This is a genomic window from Ornithinibacillus salinisoli, assembly GCF_042684965.1.
Lineage (GTDB): Bacteria > Bacillota > Bacilli > Bacillales > Amphibacillaceae > Ornithinibacillus > Ornithinibacillus salinisoli.
Window position 1 is genome coordinate 26,866 of sequence record NZ_JBHUMI010000009.1, and the last position, 15,904, is coordinate 42,769.

Below are 15,904 nucleotides of genomic sequence, written 5' to 3' on the forward strand. Positions count from 1 at the left end.
GTTATGAGGAAAATAAAAAGATTAAGAGTTAACTAACAAGTAAAAGGGCGCAATTAATTGCGCCCTGTCGTTTTATGCTTGTTTATGTGCTTCAATTTCGAAGTTGATTTTCACTTCTTCTCCAACAAGTACGCCACCAGTTTCAACTGCAACGTTCCATGTAAGTCCAAAGTCTTTACGATTAATTGTAGCTTCTCCACTGAATCCAGCTACTTCATTTCCACTCATTGGATCTTTACTAACACCTTCCAACGTAACATTTACAGTTACTGGTTTCGTTGTACCATGTATAGTTAAATCACCATTAAGGTCAAAATTGTTATCAGATATTTTCTTAATATCTGTTGCAACGAATGTCATCTTAGGATGATTTTCAACATCGAAAAAGTCACCTGATTTTAAGTGATTGTCCCGATCTTCATTGCGAGTGTTAATACTATCAAGATCTACAGATACTTCCACTTTCGAGTCTGTCAAATCAGCAAGATCTGCTTCGATAACTGCATCAAAGTTCTCAAAAGTACCTTTCACTTTTGAAATCATCATATGTTTTACAGAAAAACCTAATTCACTATGGGCTGCATCTACATTCCATACGGTCTTAGCCATCAATATCCCTCCAAATATAATTATTAATGAGTAACTTACTTTATGTTACTAAGTATATATTTATAATTAAAGTTAGTCAAGTGAGAAATTCGTAAAAATTGACTTTTCTCACTTATTCTATTGTTATATATATAAACTGTGACATAAGTGTTATTCCTGATAAAAGGCATAAAAATTAGTACATGATTTATTGTATGGCAATCATAGAATTATTGGTAAAAATTAGTAAAAAAATATTTCGCTTTTCTAAATATATGTAGTGAAAAATATTTAAGTTATTGTTATTATAGAAAATATACTGATTTTTTTATAAAGGAGAGGTAACATGCAAAGCACGAAAGAATATAGTCAAACATGGGATTTAGATGTGATTTTCCCTGGTGGAAGTGAATCAAAAGAATTTCAAACATATCTTCATACTGTTCAAGACGAAATTAGTAAACTTGAATCTTCTGTGGAAGATTTTGATCCAAAAGACAGTCTTACAAGTGCTACTAAACTTGTAGATATCACGAATAGTTTAGAAAGCACGATGAAAAAACTACGTGAATCTTTTGCTTTTATAAGTTGCTTAAGTGCACAAAATGTAAAGGATTCACATGCCAATCTGCTAGTTGGTAAACGAAGTGCATTAAAAGCTGAAATGGATGCTGTTAAAACGGTATTCGACCAAAAACTTGTAGCAGTTGATGATGAATCATGGAACAATTTAGTTTCTGATGAGCGTCTTCAAAATCTCTCTTTTGTTTTAAGTGAAACGAGAAATAAAGCAAAAGAATTGCTTTCAGAAGATCAAGAAGTGTTAATTAATGACTTAGCTGTAGATGGATACCATGCTTGGGGACAAATGTATGATGCAATTGTTGGGAATATGAATGTTGAAATAGAAGAGGACGGAGAAGTTATATCCTATTCTGTTGGACAAGCGGCCAATAAATTAAGTAATCCGGATCGTGAAGTTCGTAAACACGTTTTCGAGCAAATGGGTAAAGCATGGTCGGATCATGCAGATTTATTTGGTCAAACACTGAACCACTTATCCGGATTCCGTTTGCAAAAATATAAACATCGTGGCTGGGATAACGTTCTTAAAGAACCACTAGCTATTAATCGTATGGAAGAAGATACATTAAATGCAATGTGGACAGCTATTTCAAATAATAAGCAGCATTTCGTGAAGTTTTTGAATAAAAAAGCGGAACTATTGGGATTAGATAAATTAAGTATGTATGATATTGGTGCTCCAATTTCTAAATCAGTAAAGAAATCTAGCTATTCAGAAGGAGCTAACTTTATTGTTAAGCATTTCCGTGAATTTAGTCCGAAAATGGCTGAATTTGCTGAAATGGCGTTTGATAAGCGTTGGATCGAGGCAGAGGATCGTGCTGGTAAACGTCCGGGAGGATTCTGTACAAGTTTCCCGGATAGTGAACAAACTCGTGTGTTTATGACGTATTCAGGTACGACATCTAATATTTCAACGCTTGCACATGAATTAGGACATGCATACCATCAACATGTCATGAATGATGTACATGGTTTAAACCAAGGGTATGCGATGAATGTTGCGGAAACCGCTTCAACATTTGCCGAAATGATCGTTGCAGATGCAGCGGCAAAGAGTGCACAAAATAAAGAAGAAAAACAAGCATTGCTTGAGGATAAAATCCAACGTAGTGTCGCTTTCTTTATGAACATCCATGCACGTTTCTTGTTCGAAACTCGTTTCTATGAAGAGCGAAAACAAGGATTAGTATCTGTAGATCGTTTAAATGAACTAATGGTTGAGGCACAGAAAGAAGCATATAGTGATTCACTAGAAGAATATGATCCAAATTTCTGGGCATCTAAACTCCATTTCCATATTACAGGTACACCGTTTTACAACTTCCCATATACATTTGGTTACTTGTTTAGCCTCGGTATATACGCATATGCTGTGGAAAAAGGTGGTAGCTTTGAAGAAGACTACATTGCATTATTACGTGATACGGGTAGTATGAAGGTAGAAGACTTAGCAAAGAAACATTTAAACGTCGACTTAACAAAACCAGACTTCTGGGAAAATGCAATTGCATTATGTGTAAAAGATGTTGAAGAGTTTGTAGCATTATAATTTTAAACGATGGCAACCCAATTTCGGTGGTGAAATTGGGTTGTTTTTTTTATGTAATGACAGGAAATGTTATGTGGTTGAAAGGCGATGTTCTAATTTGAAATCACGAAATTCAGGTGTAGCATTTGATATCTATCCTGTATTGTTCTAATATCTTCATTGTAAAAATCTGAAAAGTACGTTACAATACTTGTAGCAAAAAAAGTGAATTTAAAGCCTACAGGGGGAGCCGAATGGCTGAGAGTGAACATTTATTGTTCAGACCCTTTGAACCTGTTAGTTAGTACTAGCGTAGGGATGGTGGCTTTTTTGATGGATTAAAAGCAATGTGAGCGGAATTCCCCATCAGGAAGCTTCCCCTTGGCATTGCTTTTTTTGTGTGTTTAAAAATCTGTTTAATAGATTTTTAGATTACATGAAGGGGAGGAATTAATTATGAATACTAATAAGAAAACATTATTTTTAGTTGAGGTAGCTATTTTTACTGCATTAGCTTTTTTACTGGATATTATTCCGTTTTTGTCATTTAAAGTATGGCCAAATGGAGGATCTGTTTCCTTTGCAATGATTCCAGTGTTTATTGTTGCATTTCGCTGGGGGATTAAGGGGGGATTGCTTTCTGGGTTATTATGGGGATTATTGCAATTGACTATAGAACCGTCGATTATTCACCCATTACAAGGATTTATTGAATATGGATTCGCATTTACTGTATTAGGTTTAGCTGGAATATTTGCAAAACCAGTTCAAAAATCCATGAAGGACGGCGTAATTGTTAAACGATTAATGTATATCATGTTTGGTGTGTTGATTGGAACCTTTTTACGATTTCTAGCACACTTTTATGCAGGAATAGTGTTTTGGGATCATTATGCACCAGAAGGTCAAGAGGTTTGGATTTATTCTCTAGTATATAATGGTTCATACATGCTTCCGTCATTTATCCTATGTACGATTGTGGTATTTTTCTTATTTATTAAACAACCAAAGACACTTTTGCAAACCACGTAACATAGTCTTATTCTCCGCTCACAGAAGGATAGCCTCATAATGGGGTTATCCTTTTTATATAGTATAATATAATACAGAATTTTCGTGATTTATAAAAATTGAAAAGGTGGTTAAATGCGTGAATTAATTGGAACATGTGAATCTTGTGGAAGAGAAGTATATTGTGACAATGGATTCTTTGATGGGGTACATGATGAAGGAACGTTATTGTGTCATCAATGTAATGAGGGAAGAGAAGACTAGATGATGAACTAGGAGGGAAATATTGAGTAAGAAAAAAACTGTATTTAGTTTAATAGGTAGTATTGCATTCGTGTTGATAACTTCAATAGTCATGGGAGATAAGAATAAAGAAATAAAAGTACATGATTATACGTACGTTGGAGAGAGTAAGCATTGGCGTGGTGAATATTACCTTCGAGGGGAAGAAATCTTTTATGAAGAAGATGGTGTTTTCAGGGCAGGAAGCTGGCATAATGATCAACATCGAATTATTTATAGAGGTAAAGTAAGCGAATTGAAATCCCTGGAGCATTTAGAAGTGACCTTTCGTACTTCAACACGAAAGAGTAAAACTAGTAGAACATTTAGTAAACCACCAAAAGATATATTCTTTGAACTTGGAAGTGGGGGAGGTAACGGGAATTTTGTCAACTTAAAAGACCCCATCGAAGTTGAAGTGATTTGGGATGGTCAATTAGAAACCTTTATGTTATATCGAGATGATTTATAACTACCAAAGTCTAAATTACAGCATACAACTGTAAATTAGACTTTTTTATTTTTATGTAACTTCCATATATTCCTTTCACCGCTACACATCGTGATGCATAGGCTATAGCACAGTTAATAACGAAAGGAAGATACATGTGGAACTAACGTTATCGCATTTGTTATATGGTTTGTTCACGCTTATAATTATCGGTACGATGATTTTTCGTAAAGGTGTAGTTCTACCAACTTTATTAGGAACCTTCGTCATTGCCTTAGTATTTAAAGGTAGTTTGGTGGATGGATTTACAGCAATATTTAAAGCAAATTTAGTAGCAGCACAAGAGCTTTTTAGTATCTTTTTAATCATTACGTTTATGTTGGCGTTGCTTAATTCCCTAAAGGATCTAGGAGCAGATGTAAGGATGATACAACCGATTCAAAAGATGATGGTCAATGGGCATATATCGTTCTTCGTGCTTATTGGAGTGACCTATGTAATATCCTTATTTTTCTGGCCAACTCCAGCAGTTCCTTTAATTTGTGCACTACTTGTACCTGCCGCCATACGAGCTGGGTTACCAGCCATGACAGCAGCTGTAGCAATAGCGCTTGCAGGGCAAGGTATGGCTCTTTCTTCTGATTATATTGTACAGGTAGCACCAAGCTTGTCAGCATCAGCAGCAGGTATCGATGCAGGGATAATCGCAGATCGAGCGATCGTGCTCTCACTTATAGCTGGTGGAGTCGCGATTTTATTAGCTTATTTTCTGTATCGCAAAACAATTCGCTCGCAGAATGACCCAAGAAATGAATTAGAATTACAGGCGATACAAACACAAGAAAAATCCACAAATAAAGCGAAAACAGAAAACCTTACGACGTGGAGCAAAATATTTGCTGTATTAGTTCCACTATCACTCTTAGCAGTTGTCGTGTACATGATGTATAACAAACTCTATTCGGGAAGTGATGGTTTAGCAGGTGGGGATGGCGCAGCCTTAGTAGGTGGAGTAGCTGTTATACTTCTACTACTTTCCACGATAGCTTTTGGAAAACATCAAGCACTTGATTATATCAGTAATCATATTACCGATGGGTTTGTCTTTGCATTTAAAGCAATGGGTCCAGTTATTCCTATTGCCGGATTCTTTTTCTTAGGGAGTCCAGATTTTTCCGGAAATATATTAGGAGTAGAAGAAGGACCATCGTTCTTGTTCGGACTTGTTGAAGCTACTCAAAATTACTTGCCGCAAAGTGCCTTTCTCGCTGCATTTAGCGTGTTAATCATTGGTATTATATCAGGTTTAGATGGTTCAGGATTCTCGGGGTTACCACTAACCGGTGCATTAGCTGCCTCTTTAGAAACAGCATCCATAGACACAGCAACGCTTGCTGCAATCGGACAAATGGGTGCCATTTGGACAGGAGGCGGAACACTAGTTGCTTGGTCATCACTTATTGCTATCGCTGGACTATGTGGAGTATCTGTCATGGATTTAGTACGAAAAAATTTCCTGCCAGTTATCATAGGACTCATCGTAATGACAGTTGTTGCTGTATTAATTTTGTAGGATAAATTGTTTTCATTGGTATAATGACAACCTTTTGATACAATCATAACCAATATGATGGATTATTGGAGGTTCATGTTGTGGCAAATAATACAGTGGAAATTATTCAAGATTCATTGCATGCATTATTGGACGATAAAACTTTTTTACCAGATTTAAAAGGAGAGGCTAGAGAGAAAGCTTTTACTTCCTTGGTTTCCATTCTATCAACACCAAACCATGTAAATAAATCTTTTCTACGAATTGCCTTAAAAAATGGCAGTGTTGTACGAATTCCATCTTTTCGAGTGCAACATAATAATATACTGGGCCCGTATAAAGGTGGTATACGGTTTCATGAAACGGTTAGTGAAGATGAAGTTGTCAATCTAGCTTCCTTAATGACGTTAAAAAATGCTTTACATGAAGTTCCCTTTGGTGGCGGTAAAGGTGGTGTTGTCATCAATCCAAGAGACTTTGGAGATAAAGATCTTTATTTAATTTGTAAAAAATATGTGCAATATTTTAGTGATATCCTCGGCCCAGACAAAGATATTCCAGCGCCAGATGTTGGTACGAGTGCTCGTGAGATGGATTGGATGATGGGAGAGTATAAAAGTATTCGACCTGGTGAATCCTATCGAGGGAGCTTTACAGGAAAAAGCGTAGAAAACGGTGGATCATTAGGGAGAAGGGAAGCAACAGGTAAGGGAGTCTACTATACATTTCGTTATTTGCTCTATAATTTTGTTAATGAACAGGAAAAGTGGCTTTCGGAACGAGAAAATATATTCGCAAAAACGGCTTTATCTCTGAAAGAAAAATCGTTATCGTTAGCGGTTCAAGGATTCGGTAATGTAGGTTCAGTTGCGGCATTAGCTGCTTATCAATGTAACCATTTAAACAATAAAATTGTAGCAGTAAGTGATCGAAATGTAACACTTTATAATTCGGATGGATTGGATATATCAAATTTAGTAAAGTTTGTAACGGATCAAAATGGCGATCTGCCAACGACAGAAGAACAATTAAAACATGCAGACGTAAAAGCTACAATTATGGATCGTGATAAGGTATTAACGGCTGATGTAGATGTATTATTTCTTGCTGCATTAGAAAATCAAATACACCGAGAAAACATGAAAGAAATAAAGTCTCCAATTATTGTCGAAGGTGCGAACGCTCCTGTGACCACGGAAGCAGATGACTTTTTAAGTGAAAAAGGTGTTATCATTATTCCTGATATTCTAGCTAATGCAGGTGGAGTGATAGTATCTTATTTTGAATGGTTACAAGGAAGGGAAACACAATTTTATAGTGAGGAAGAAGTTATATCAAAACTTTATGAAAAAATGCAAGTAACGTTTGATACGGTATTGCCACAATTTTTTGGAGATCCTTTTCCTCTAAGGCAAAATTGCTATATTCACGCTGTCATGAAACTTTCCACTATTTTATATCGACAAGGAAAACTATATTAAATATATAAGCCTTTCTACATGGGGTAGAAAGGTTTTTCTTTTTGGCTGTTTTCCAAAAGATTGTTGCTTATTTCACTGGTATAGACTGTCCTTTACTTCAAACACTGAACTTTAAACGGACAAATATAATTTATTTACTTTTTGTAATATTTAGTCTACAATAAAAATTGTACTAAAGTAACATGCTATCACATAGCGTGTAATAGGGTTAGTCCATTTATTTCATCTAAGACCCAGACCCACTCTAATTTTATGGAGGATCCAATAAATAGGGGAGGTAGTGAAGTTGAATGGTATTGTAATTGCAGTCATTGGTTTATTGATTTATGCACTTGGTTATCGGTTTTATTCGAAATTTGTAGCAGAAAAAATATTTCGATTAGATCCAAATTATGTGACTCCTGCACACCGGTATAAAGATGATGTTGACTATGTACCAACGAACAAATTTGTTTTATGGGGTCACCACTTTACTTCCGTAGCAGGGGCAGCGCCAATACTCGGTCCAGCAGTAGCTGTATATTGGGGTTGGTTACCAGCGTTGTTATGGGTTGTATTAGGTACTGTATTTGCTGCAGGGGTACATGACTTTGGTACATTAGTATTGTCTGTACGAAATAAAGGGCAATCGGTAGGTACATTAGCGCACCGATTGATCGGTCAACGAGCGAAGATCCTGTTTTTATTCATTATTCTTATTCTTGTATTAATGGTAAATGCAGTTTTCGCATGGGTAATTTCGAATTTATTTATTGCATATCCAGCAAGCGTAATTCCAGTATTTATTCAGATTCCATTAGCCATTTGGATTGGATATGCGGTGTACAAAAGAAATTCAAAAATGCTTATCCCGTCATTACTTGCACTTGCTGCTATGTACATAACAGCTGTTGTTGCTAGTAAAGTCAATTTCCTACAAATCGATTTAGTAAGGTATATGGGTGGTGAAGATGGAGCTGGTCTCTTTGGACTAGGAGCTGTTTCTTCTGCATTCCTAATCTGGATCGTCATTTTAATGGTTTATGTTTACATTGCATCAACCCTACCGGTTTGGAAATTACTCCAACCGAGGGATTTTATTAATTCCCATCAATTAGTTGTTGGATTACTTATTCTATATTTAGGGTTACTATTTACGAATCCTGATATTACTGCTCCGGCTATAAATGGAAGCGCTACCGATGTTTCGTGGTTCCCGCTGTTATTTATTACAATTGCATGTGGAGCTATTTCTGGATTTCATGGTCTTGTTTCTTCAGGTACCACATCAAAACAGTTAGACAAGGAAACAGATGCCCGTTTCGTTGGTTATGCGGGTGCAGTTGGGGAAGGGGTACTGGCTTTAGTAGCAATCATTGCAGTAGTCACCTTATTTAACAGTGAAGAGGCATTTGTAGGTGTTTACAGTAGTTTTGTTGATGCAAATGCATCTGGTTTAGGGAACTTTGTAGAAGGAGCTGCAGTTCTTGCACAAGGATTGGCGATTCCACCTGATGTTGCGACAACGATTGTATCGATTATTGTTGTTAGTTTTGCTGCAACAACCCTTGATACATCTGTTCGTTTAATGCGTTATATTATTTCTGAATTAGGTGTTGAATATAAAATGCCAGCACTTACCAAGACACATGTTGCTACGTCTGTAGCAGTTGTTTCTAGTGCAGTGTTAGTATTATTACCTGAAGGATCAAGAGGTTTTGGATCTGGTGGGTATTTACTTTGGCCACTATTTGGAACGTCTAATCAATTACTAGCGGGTATTAGTTTATTATTAATCTCGATATGGTTGAAACGCCAAGGTCGAAATTATGCAATTACATTAATACCGATGATATTCCTAATGTTTATGACGTTATACGCCATGTTCCAACAAGTGGTATTCCAGTGGTCATGGTTTGGAAACAATTCCAACACATTGCTATTTGTTTTAGGTGCAATCATTTTCGTCTTTGCTGCATGGATAGTGTTAACGGCTTTCCAAGCATTGACTGGAAAATTCGATCCACCAATTGATAACGAGGATAAAGACGCAGTATAAAATAGAGGGAAAGGGATCATAGATTGAAATGATCCCTTTTCTATTATTGTAAAAGAGGTGTTGAGATGCTTGATAAGATAAAAAAGCTGATTGAATATTACGAAGAGGTATTAAGCATGCCACATCGCCAGGAGATTGCTAGAGAGCTTCGTAATGAAGATGACTTGTTCTTATTACTGCTATACTCTGAGATGATTGGCATCCCAAATCCGGTATATTATTATACACTTGAACTTTATCCGTATATGATTGAAAAATTTCATGATTGGCATCTCCGTATGGGAATGGAAAAGTCTCCACTTACTGGTATCAGATGCTGCTAGGTTTTGAGATTATAACTAGAGGTGAAAACAATGCGTGATGAACTAGCGAAAAAGAATATTTTTGTTGGTGGAAAAGGTGGAGTTGGAAAATCTACATCTGCCGCAGCTATTGCTTGGCGGGCAGCTAAATCAGGAGAAAACACATTACTTATCTCCACAGACCCAGCACATAACCTAGGTGATATTTTTGGACAAAGAATAGGCGGTATGACAAAGAAAGTTGCTGAGAACCTGTCTGCACTAGAAATTGATCCTGAGGTAGAAACGTCAAATTATATAAAAAGTGTAAAAGAAAATATTAAAGGTGTTGTTCATTCACATATGATGGAAGAGGTTCATCGACAATTAGATACTGCCAAGGCATCTCCTGGGGCAGATGAAGCGGCATTATTTGATAAGCTAATTTCTATTATTCTTGAAGAAAGTGGTAACTTTGACAAATTGATTTTCGATACGGCCCCGACTGGTCACACGATTCGTCTTTTATCATTACCTGAATTAATGGGTGTATGGATAGAGGGCCTATTACAACGAAGAAGGAAAACAAATGAAAACTACACCCAATTACTGAATGATGGAGAACCAATAGAAGATCCAATTTATGATGTTTTAAGAAATAGGCAAGAACGTTTTTCAAAAGCGCGTGAAATTTTACTCAATCCGAGTACGACAGGATTTATTTTTGTGTTAAACCCAGAAAGATTACCGATTCTAGAGACAAAAAAAGCGATCAATTTACTTGATAAATACCATCTTCATGTGAAATCATTACTAATAAATAAAGTGTTACCTGAACAGTCTGATGGGGGTTTTTTTCTTAAACGAAAACAACACGAAAAAAAGTACATAACAATGATTGAAGAAACGTTTTCCAACCAACATTTGATTTATATCCCACTGTTTCCACATGATATAACTAGTGAGGAACAATTAGATCAATTCAGTAATCACTTCGTAGAGGAGATGAAACAAACATGAAAGCATTCGTGCATGAAAACGGAAATTTAAAGGTTAAGATAATGGATGAGCCAATTGCTAAGAAGGATGAAGTAGTTGTTTCAATTCGCTATGCTGGTTTAAATCGACGTGATCTATATATTCCTAATCGACGTGGTGATAATCCAGATCCTTTGATTTTAGGATCTGATGGTGCGGGAGTAATTGATGCAGTAGGGGATGGTGTAGGTAATTTTCAAATTGGAGATGAGGTTATTATTAATCCATCCTTACGCTGGTATGAAAAAAGTGATGCTCCACCGGAAGGTTTCGATATTTTAGGTATGCCCGACCATGGGACATTTGCTGAGAAAATTGTAATATCAGCAGAACAGGTGGAGAAAAAGCCAGCATACTTGTCTTGGGATGAGGCGTCCGCAATAGCATTACCCGCATTAACAGGTTATCGTGCGTTGTTTACAAAGGGACAAGTGAAAGCGGGGGATACTGTCTTTATTCCTGGCGCAGGAAGTGGAGTAGCAACGTATGTAATTATGTTTGCTAAAAATATTGGGGCAAAGGTAATTGTGACATCTAGGAGTGAAAAAAAACGAGAGCAGGCAATACATATTGGCGCAGATATGGCAATCGATACAAAAAGTGATTGGGTAGAGGAACTAAAAAATGAAACAATCGATCTTGTGATTGAAAGTGTTGGAGAAGCTACATTTAATCGTTCCTTAGAAGTTTTGAAAAAAGGGGGGCGTATGGTTACCTTTGGTGCAACAACAGAGGATACCATTACATTTAATTTGCGAAGCTTCTTCTATGGACAATATCAATTATTTGGATCGACGATGGGAAGTAAAGAGGAGTTACGTGAGATGCTAAAGCATATGGAAAAACATCAAACACATCCAGTTATTGACTGTACGTATACATTAGATGAGGCACAAAAAGCATTTGACTATCTGGAAGCGAATAAACAGTTTGGCAAAGTGATACTGAAAATAGAAAGCTAGGCTCCAAGTGAGTCTAGCTTTATCTTAGAACAGAGAAAAATGGTGAAATAACAATTGCCACAGCAACTAGGAACATAGTGATGGACCCAATTTTACTATCTTCCTTCCATAACGTAACTGAAAATCCAAGCGTGTAAACATTAACGAGTAGGATAACAAACCAAATTGCTATATTCATGTTAATCCTTCACATCCTCTACATTTAACATTTCACCCTGCCTACCGAATTTTCCAAGTCTAACATCCGTTGTTACTTTTATTTCAATGTCCGGATAGCTTTTCATCCAGTCAAACGATGTCCATTCGGGAATAGTTGAAAACTCTTTTCGAGCAATTAACGACCAACCAAAAGGCTCTGTTTTAAATTCATCCTGAGTTTTTTTAATAAGGTCTTCAAATTCTTTCGTTATTGCTTCTTGAAATGACTTCTTTAAAGTCTCTCTCTTTTCATCGTCTTTGGCAACGTTTGTACCACTATGATTCGTTAGTACTTCAATTTGAATGGGAACAGTCAAATCTATACTAGGGTTGTCTTTTTTCAGATTCATATCAAATGTAATCTTCCCTTTAGGTGTAATTCTAGTGGCAATTTGATAATCTTCATGAAATGGATCAGGTAAATTTGTTAAAATAGCCGCTGGATTTAAGGTGGGATTTAATAGAAACATTAGTCTCGTTTCTTCAAGAGTAAGAATATCGATCATTTTTCCTTCTTTAAATAAAGCAGATCCGGCATATTGTGCAGTATTCGTTTCTCCACTATATGGGAAATCTCCAGCTATAATTTCGTCTGGGTCTTTATGAAAGTTAGATTCATTCGTCTGTTGTGCAGTCCCATAGGCAGCGGCAAATAAATCTGCATCTGCTTCCGTTATACGAAAAAAAGTTAATAAATCAGACTGTGGCACCATACCAGTCTGCTTTCCTCGATAGAATAACATTTCAAAATATTCATGTGGTCTTGTTTCAAGTAAAGGTTTATTAGAAAGCATAAATGAACTTGTTTTTTCCTTCGTTACTAATAGCTTAATATCTCTTCGGATTTCCATTTCCTTGGTAGCATCATAGGCCCACCTTACAAATTTGGGGTCTTTGGCAAAATCCTCAGAAACAATGAGTATATCTAATAAATCATACGTAATTTCCTTAGCAATTACTGTATTTGCTAAATTTTTAGATGTGATAAAGTCATTGGAGGGAAAGGTGATAATTTCTCTAGGAGGTTCTTCACCAGCTCCTCCGCCACCTTGGGCTAGCGAACCCACTTCAGGGTTGGAAATTAAATAGGTAACCTTTACTCGATTTTCATTTTCTTCATCTTTATCTAGACCAATTGCAACGACATATGCCATTTTTTCAACTTCTTTTAGATCCCAACAACCACTTAATACGAGGAGGAAAACGAGTAAACAGAGCATTTTAAGTGGAATTTTTAGCTTTGTCATGTTTTAGATCTCCTTTAAGCTTTGCTACAATCCAAATCAGCCCTGGTAAAACGAAATATAAAGGTGTTGCCATATTAATAAGGGTCTGTCTTAATTCAAAGATAGATTGTGTAGGGCTTTCTGGTATTAATCCGATAAATACAACTAATGTTGCCAGAGCTGGAATAGCGTATTCAAAGTGCTTTATTTTGAATAATCTTCCAAATAAAATGGCGCTAATATATATATATACGGAGAATCTTACAAAGGAAGCAACTAACCAAAAAGGGAAGAAAAAAGTTTCCATATTTGTTAAAAAGCCCAATTGGATGGTACGTATTTGTTCATGGAAAGGATAATTTAGCATCATAACTGATTGATAATCAAACATAAAAAGATACATTAACATAGCAAGCGTTAACTCAATAACAATGATTAGTAAGGAAATCCATACTCCCCTCCTGAAATCTTTTTCACTTTTGATAAACGGAAATAGAATAAAAATAAAAAGCAAATCACCAAAAATGGAGAGCTTGAGCGTACTCTCTTTTATAATCGCCCATTCTCCGGGTCCTAATATCGGGAATAGAAAATCCATTTGCCCTTGATGGAAAGACAAAACCGCAGCAATAAGTATGGAAACTTTAATATATGGAATGACAGCCCATGATATGGATCCTATTTGTTCGAAGCCTCTTTTTCCTCCATAGGCACAGACTGCCATTAATAGCCCATAAATAGCTATTGTCGGTGTTCTCGTGAAATACATGGTACCAATTATATCTGTGTAAATGGCGGAATCAATAATAAGTGCACTATATGAGATTCCCCATAAAATAAATATAATGAAAAAGCCAAGGAATCTACCAAATAAATGGTCAATGACATGGATTAAACTTTTATTTTGGTAGCTTGTTATGACTTTCATCAAAAGGGCTATAGGAATAATAAATAATACACCAATGATGATTGGTGCCATCCAACCTGCATTCATTAACTTTTCAAATAATATTGCAGGTGTATCATCTGCTAGCTTTGTTCCAGTCATTAACACCGTTAAAGCTATAAATTCTTTTATCCCGATTTTCCCTTTTGACTGTTCCATTGACGAACTCCTTATTTCTTCTTAATATCCTTTGGTTTAACATATCCTGGTCGAAGTACTTCATGTTGTAATACTCTTCTAAATATCGTATCTCCAGAAGAAGCATATCTGGGTGTAAGTGGTGCCAAATATGGGACACCGAACGATTTAATTGATATTAGATAAAACAAACCGAGAGTAAATAATGCGGCCATGCCATAAATACCGAATAAAGTTGCAGCTAGTAAGAATAAGAATCGAGTTAACCGAATCGCAAAATTCATACTAATATCTCCTACTGCAAAGGAACTTAGACCACCTAATGCGACTACAATAACGACGATAGGGCTTACAATATTAGCTTGAACGGCAGCCTGACCTAAAATAAGTGCCCCAACAATTCCAATGGTAGGTCCAATTGGATTGGGAACCCGTAATCCTGCCTCTCGAATTAGTTCGAAGGCAAGCTCCATCAGGATTACTTCAATTGCAGCAGGAAATGGAACTCTTTCTCGTGTTGCCGCAATTGCTAGTAATAAATCTGGAGGTATCATTTCTGCATGATAGGTTACAACACCCACATAGATAGCAGATGTAAATAATGTGATAAATAAGGCAACGACTCGCAATAGTCTCGTAAAATTACCATAAGGAAAACGCAAATAATGATCTTCAGAAGAATGATAAAACGACCAAAACGTTGCTGGTAGGACTAGAGAAGCTGGTGAATTATCCATAATTAGCACAATATAGCCATCTTCTATAAATGATGCAGCACGATCTGGTCTTTCTGTATTTAAAACAGTTGGAAAAATGGATATTTTACGTTCTTCGATATATTGTTCCAATAAACTAAGGTTTTGAATGGCATCTAGATCTAGCGCATTTACTTTTTTTTTTATATTTGTGACAAGCTTTTCATTTGCTAAATCCTTTTCATAAAGAATAAAAAGATCATTTTTTGAGCGCTCTGAGATGGTTAGTGATTCGACAACTAAATTTTCATTTTTTATTTTTTTACGTATTAACGATATGTTCGTGCTAGATAATTCAGTAAAGGCTTCTTTAGGTCCTTTTACAGTTGTTTCATTTTCAGATTTCTCGACGCTTCTACCTTCAAATTTTGTTACACCAAATAAATAAGCTTGTGATTCATCCTCTATAATTAATGCAGCACTTCCTTTGTTAATTTCAGGTAAAATATCTTTTATTATTTTTTTCGTGTCAACGGATTGAATGGAAACAATGTCCTCAATCTTGTCGGAAGAATTATTTATTAATAATGGACGGAGAATATGTTGATCGATTAATGATGAATCTGTTATGGTCCGAATATATAAGAGGGAAGCTTTTTTATTCATTCCACTGATATGTATATTTCGAATAATGAAATCATGATTGTCTGGGTAAGAATATATTTGTTTAAACGTCTTTAATGTTTGTTCCAAATCTCCATCCAGGTGTATTTCCTTACGTTTAATATCCTCCGGGAAAGATTTCTCTGGAACATTAGGTACATTGCTATATAATTTTTCAAATAACTTTTTTAACATGTACTACAACTCCAACATTTTATTCTTCTCTTACGTTTCCACG

The 15,904-nt window shown here is 36.0% G+C and carries 15 protein-coding genes and 1 riboswitch; of the genes, 10 read left to right on the forward strand and 5 right to left on the reverse strand.

Going from position 1 to position 15,904, the window contains the following annotated elements:
* Window positions 1-72 precede the first annotated feature (72 nt).
* On the reverse strand, window positions 73-609 hold the full coding sequence (locus ACFSTA_RS05010; RefSeq protein WP_377555471.1) for a YceI family protein: 537 nt from the start codon (window positions 607-609) through the stop codon (window positions 73-75).
* Window positions 610-934: 325 nt separating this feature from the next.
* Here ACFSTA_RS05010 and ACFSTA_RS05015 point away from each other — a divergent pair, with 325 nt between their 5' ends.
* The 10 genes from ACFSTA_RS05015 to ACFSTA_RS05060 all read left to right on the forward strand — a co-directional run bounded on the left by ACFSTA_RS05015 (window position 935) and on the right by ACFSTA_RS05060 (window position 11,800).
* Window positions 935-2,725, forward strand: a complete 1,791-nt coding sequence (locus ACFSTA_RS05015; protein ID WP_377555472.1) for a M3 family oligoendopeptidase — start codon at window positions 935-937, stop codon at window positions 2,723-2,725.
* A gap of 212 nt (window positions 2,726-2,937) precedes the next feature.
* Window positions 2,938-3,040: riboswitch (TPP riboswitch) on the forward strand.
* Between the two features lie 120 nt (window positions 3,041-3,160).
* Entirely contained in the window at window positions 3,161-3,736 is a 576-nt protein-coding gene (gene thiT, locus ACFSTA_RS05020) for an energy-coupled thiamine transporter ThiT (protein WP_377555473.1), read from the forward strand.
* Window positions 3,737-3,850: 114 nt separating this feature from the next.
* Window positions 3,851-3,979, forward strand: coding sequence for a hypothetical protein (locus tag ACFSTA_RS05025; protein ID WP_377555475.1), 129 nt, complete (start codon window positions 3,851-3,853; stop codon window positions 3,977-3,979).
* A 22-nt stretch (window positions 3,980-4,001) separates the two neighbouring features.
* Window positions 4,002-4,469 (forward strand): hypothetical protein, encoded by a 468-nt coding sequence (locus tag ACFSTA_RS05030; protein ID WP_377555476.1) that lies wholly within the window; start codon window positions 4,002-4,004, stop codon window positions 4,467-4,469.
* Window positions 4,470-4,605: 136 nt separating this feature from the next.
* Window positions 4,606-6,021, forward strand: a complete 1,416-nt coding sequence (locus ACFSTA_RS05035) for a hypothetical protein (protein WP_377555477.1) — start codon at window positions 4,606-4,608, stop codon at window positions 6,019-6,021.
* Between the two features lie 80 nt (window positions 6,022-6,101).
* A complete protein-coding gene (locus ACFSTA_RS05040; RefSeq protein ID WP_377555478.1) occupies window positions 6,102-7,481 on the forward strand; it encodes a Glu/Leu/Phe/Val family dehydrogenase in 1,380 nt (459 codons plus the stop codon).
* 286 nt (window positions 7,482-7,767) lie between these two features.
* On the forward strand, window positions 7,768-9,519 hold the full coding sequence (locus ACFSTA_RS05045; protein ID WP_377555479.1) for a carbon starvation CstA family protein: 1,752 nt from the start codon (window positions 7,768-7,770) through the stop codon (window positions 9,517-9,519).
* A gap of 65 nt (window positions 9,520-9,584) precedes the next feature.
* Window positions 9,585-9,842, forward strand: a complete 258-nt coding sequence (locus tag ACFSTA_RS05050; RefSeq protein WP_377555480.1) for a cory-CC-star protein — start codon at window positions 9,585-9,587, stop codon at window positions 9,840-9,842.
* Window positions 9,843-9,872: 30 nt separating this feature from the next.
* Window positions 9,873-10,820, forward strand: coding sequence for an ArsA family ATPase (locus ACFSTA_RS05055; RefSeq protein ID WP_377555481.1), 948 nt, complete (start codon window positions 9,873-9,875; stop codon window positions 10,818-10,820).
* Window positions 10,817-11,800, forward strand: coding sequence for a zinc-binding dehydrogenase (locus ACFSTA_RS05060; protein WP_377555482.1), 984 nt, complete (start codon window positions 10,817-10,819; stop codon window positions 11,798-11,800). Before ACFSTA_RS05055 ends, ACFSTA_RS05060 begins: the two co-directional genes overlap by 4 nt.
* Before the next feature lie 19 nt (window positions 11,801-11,819).
* Here ACFSTA_RS05060 and ACFSTA_RS05065 read toward each other — a convergent pair whose 3' ends face one another.
* The 4 genes from ACFSTA_RS05065 to ACFSTA_RS05080 are packed head-to-tail and all read right to left on the reverse strand — an operon-like array spanning window position 11,820 to window position 15,861.
* A complete protein-coding gene (locus ACFSTA_RS05065) occupies window positions 11,820-11,978 on the reverse strand; it encodes a hypothetical protein (protein WP_377555483.1) in 159 nt (52 codons plus the stop codon).
* A gap of 1 nt (window position 11,979) precedes the next feature.
* Window positions 11,980-13,245: a Ger(x)C family spore germination protein gene (locus ACFSTA_RS05070; protein WP_377555484.1), complete on the reverse strand. Its 1,266-nt coding sequence runs from the start codon at window positions 13,243-13,245 to the stop codon at window positions 11,980-11,982.
* Window positions 13,220-14,329 carry a GerAB/ArcD/ProY family transporter gene (locus ACFSTA_RS05075; protein WP_377555485.1) on the reverse strand — a complete coding sequence of 370 codons (1,110 nt, stop codon included), beginning with the start codon at window positions 14,327-14,329 and terminating at the stop codon, window positions 13,220-13,222. Before ACFSTA_RS05075 ends, ACFSTA_RS05070 begins: the two co-directional genes overlap by 26 nt.
* 11 nt (window positions 14,330-14,340) lie before the next feature.
* On the reverse strand, window positions 14,341-15,861 hold the full coding sequence (locus ACFSTA_RS05080; protein ID WP_377555486.1) for a spore germination protein: 1,521 nt from the start codon (window positions 15,859-15,861) through the stop codon (window positions 14,341-14,343).
* Between the last annotated feature and the right edge of the window lie 43 nt (window positions 15,862-15,904).

Excerpts from the sequence above, each read along its gene's own strand:
- ACFSTA_RS05065 (WP_377555483.1), bottom strand. The coding sequence starts at position 11,978 with ATGAATATAGCAATTTGGTTTGTTATCCTACTCGTTAATGTTTACACG.
- ACFSTA_RS05055 (WP_377555481.1), top strand. The coding sequence starts at position 9,873 with ATGCGTGATGAACTAGCGAAAAAGAATATTTTTGTTGGTGGAAAAGGT.
- thiT (WP_377555473.1), top strand. The coding sequence starts at position 3,161 with ATGAATACTAATAAGAAAACATTATTTTTAGTTGAGGTAGCTATTTTT.
- ACFSTA_RS05025 (WP_377555475.1), top strand. The coding sequence starts at position 3,851 with ATGCGTGAATTAATTGGAACATGTGAATCTTGTGGAAGAGAAGTATAT.
- ACFSTA_RS05070 (WP_377555484.1), bottom strand. The coding sequence starts at position 13,245 with ATGACAAAGCTAAAAATTCCACTTAAAATGCTCTGTTTACTCGTTTTC.
- ACFSTA_RS05075 (WP_377555485.1), bottom strand. The coding sequence starts at position 14,329 with ATGGAACAGTCAAAAGGGAAAATCGGGATAAAAGAATTTATAGCTTTA.
- ACFSTA_RS05050 (WP_377555480.1), top strand. The coding sequence starts at position 9,585 with ATGCTTGATAAGATAAAAAAGCTGATTGAATATTACGAAGAGGTATTA.
- ACFSTA_RS05015 (WP_377555472.1), top strand. The coding sequence starts at position 935 with ATGCAAAGCACGAAAGAATATAGTCAAACATGGGATTTAGATGTGATT.
- ACFSTA_RS05010 (WP_377555471.1), bottom strand. The coding sequence starts at position 609 with ATGGCTAAGACCGTATGGAATGTAGATGCAGCCCATAGTGAATTAGGT.
- ACFSTA_RS05060 (WP_377555482.1), top strand. The coding sequence starts at position 10,817 with ATGAAAGCATTCGTGCATGAAAACGGAAATTTAAAGGTTAAGATAATG.
- ACFSTA_RS05080 (WP_377555486.1), bottom strand. The coding sequence starts at position 15,861 with ATGTTAAAAAAGTTATTTGAAAAATTATATAGCAATGTACCTAATGTT.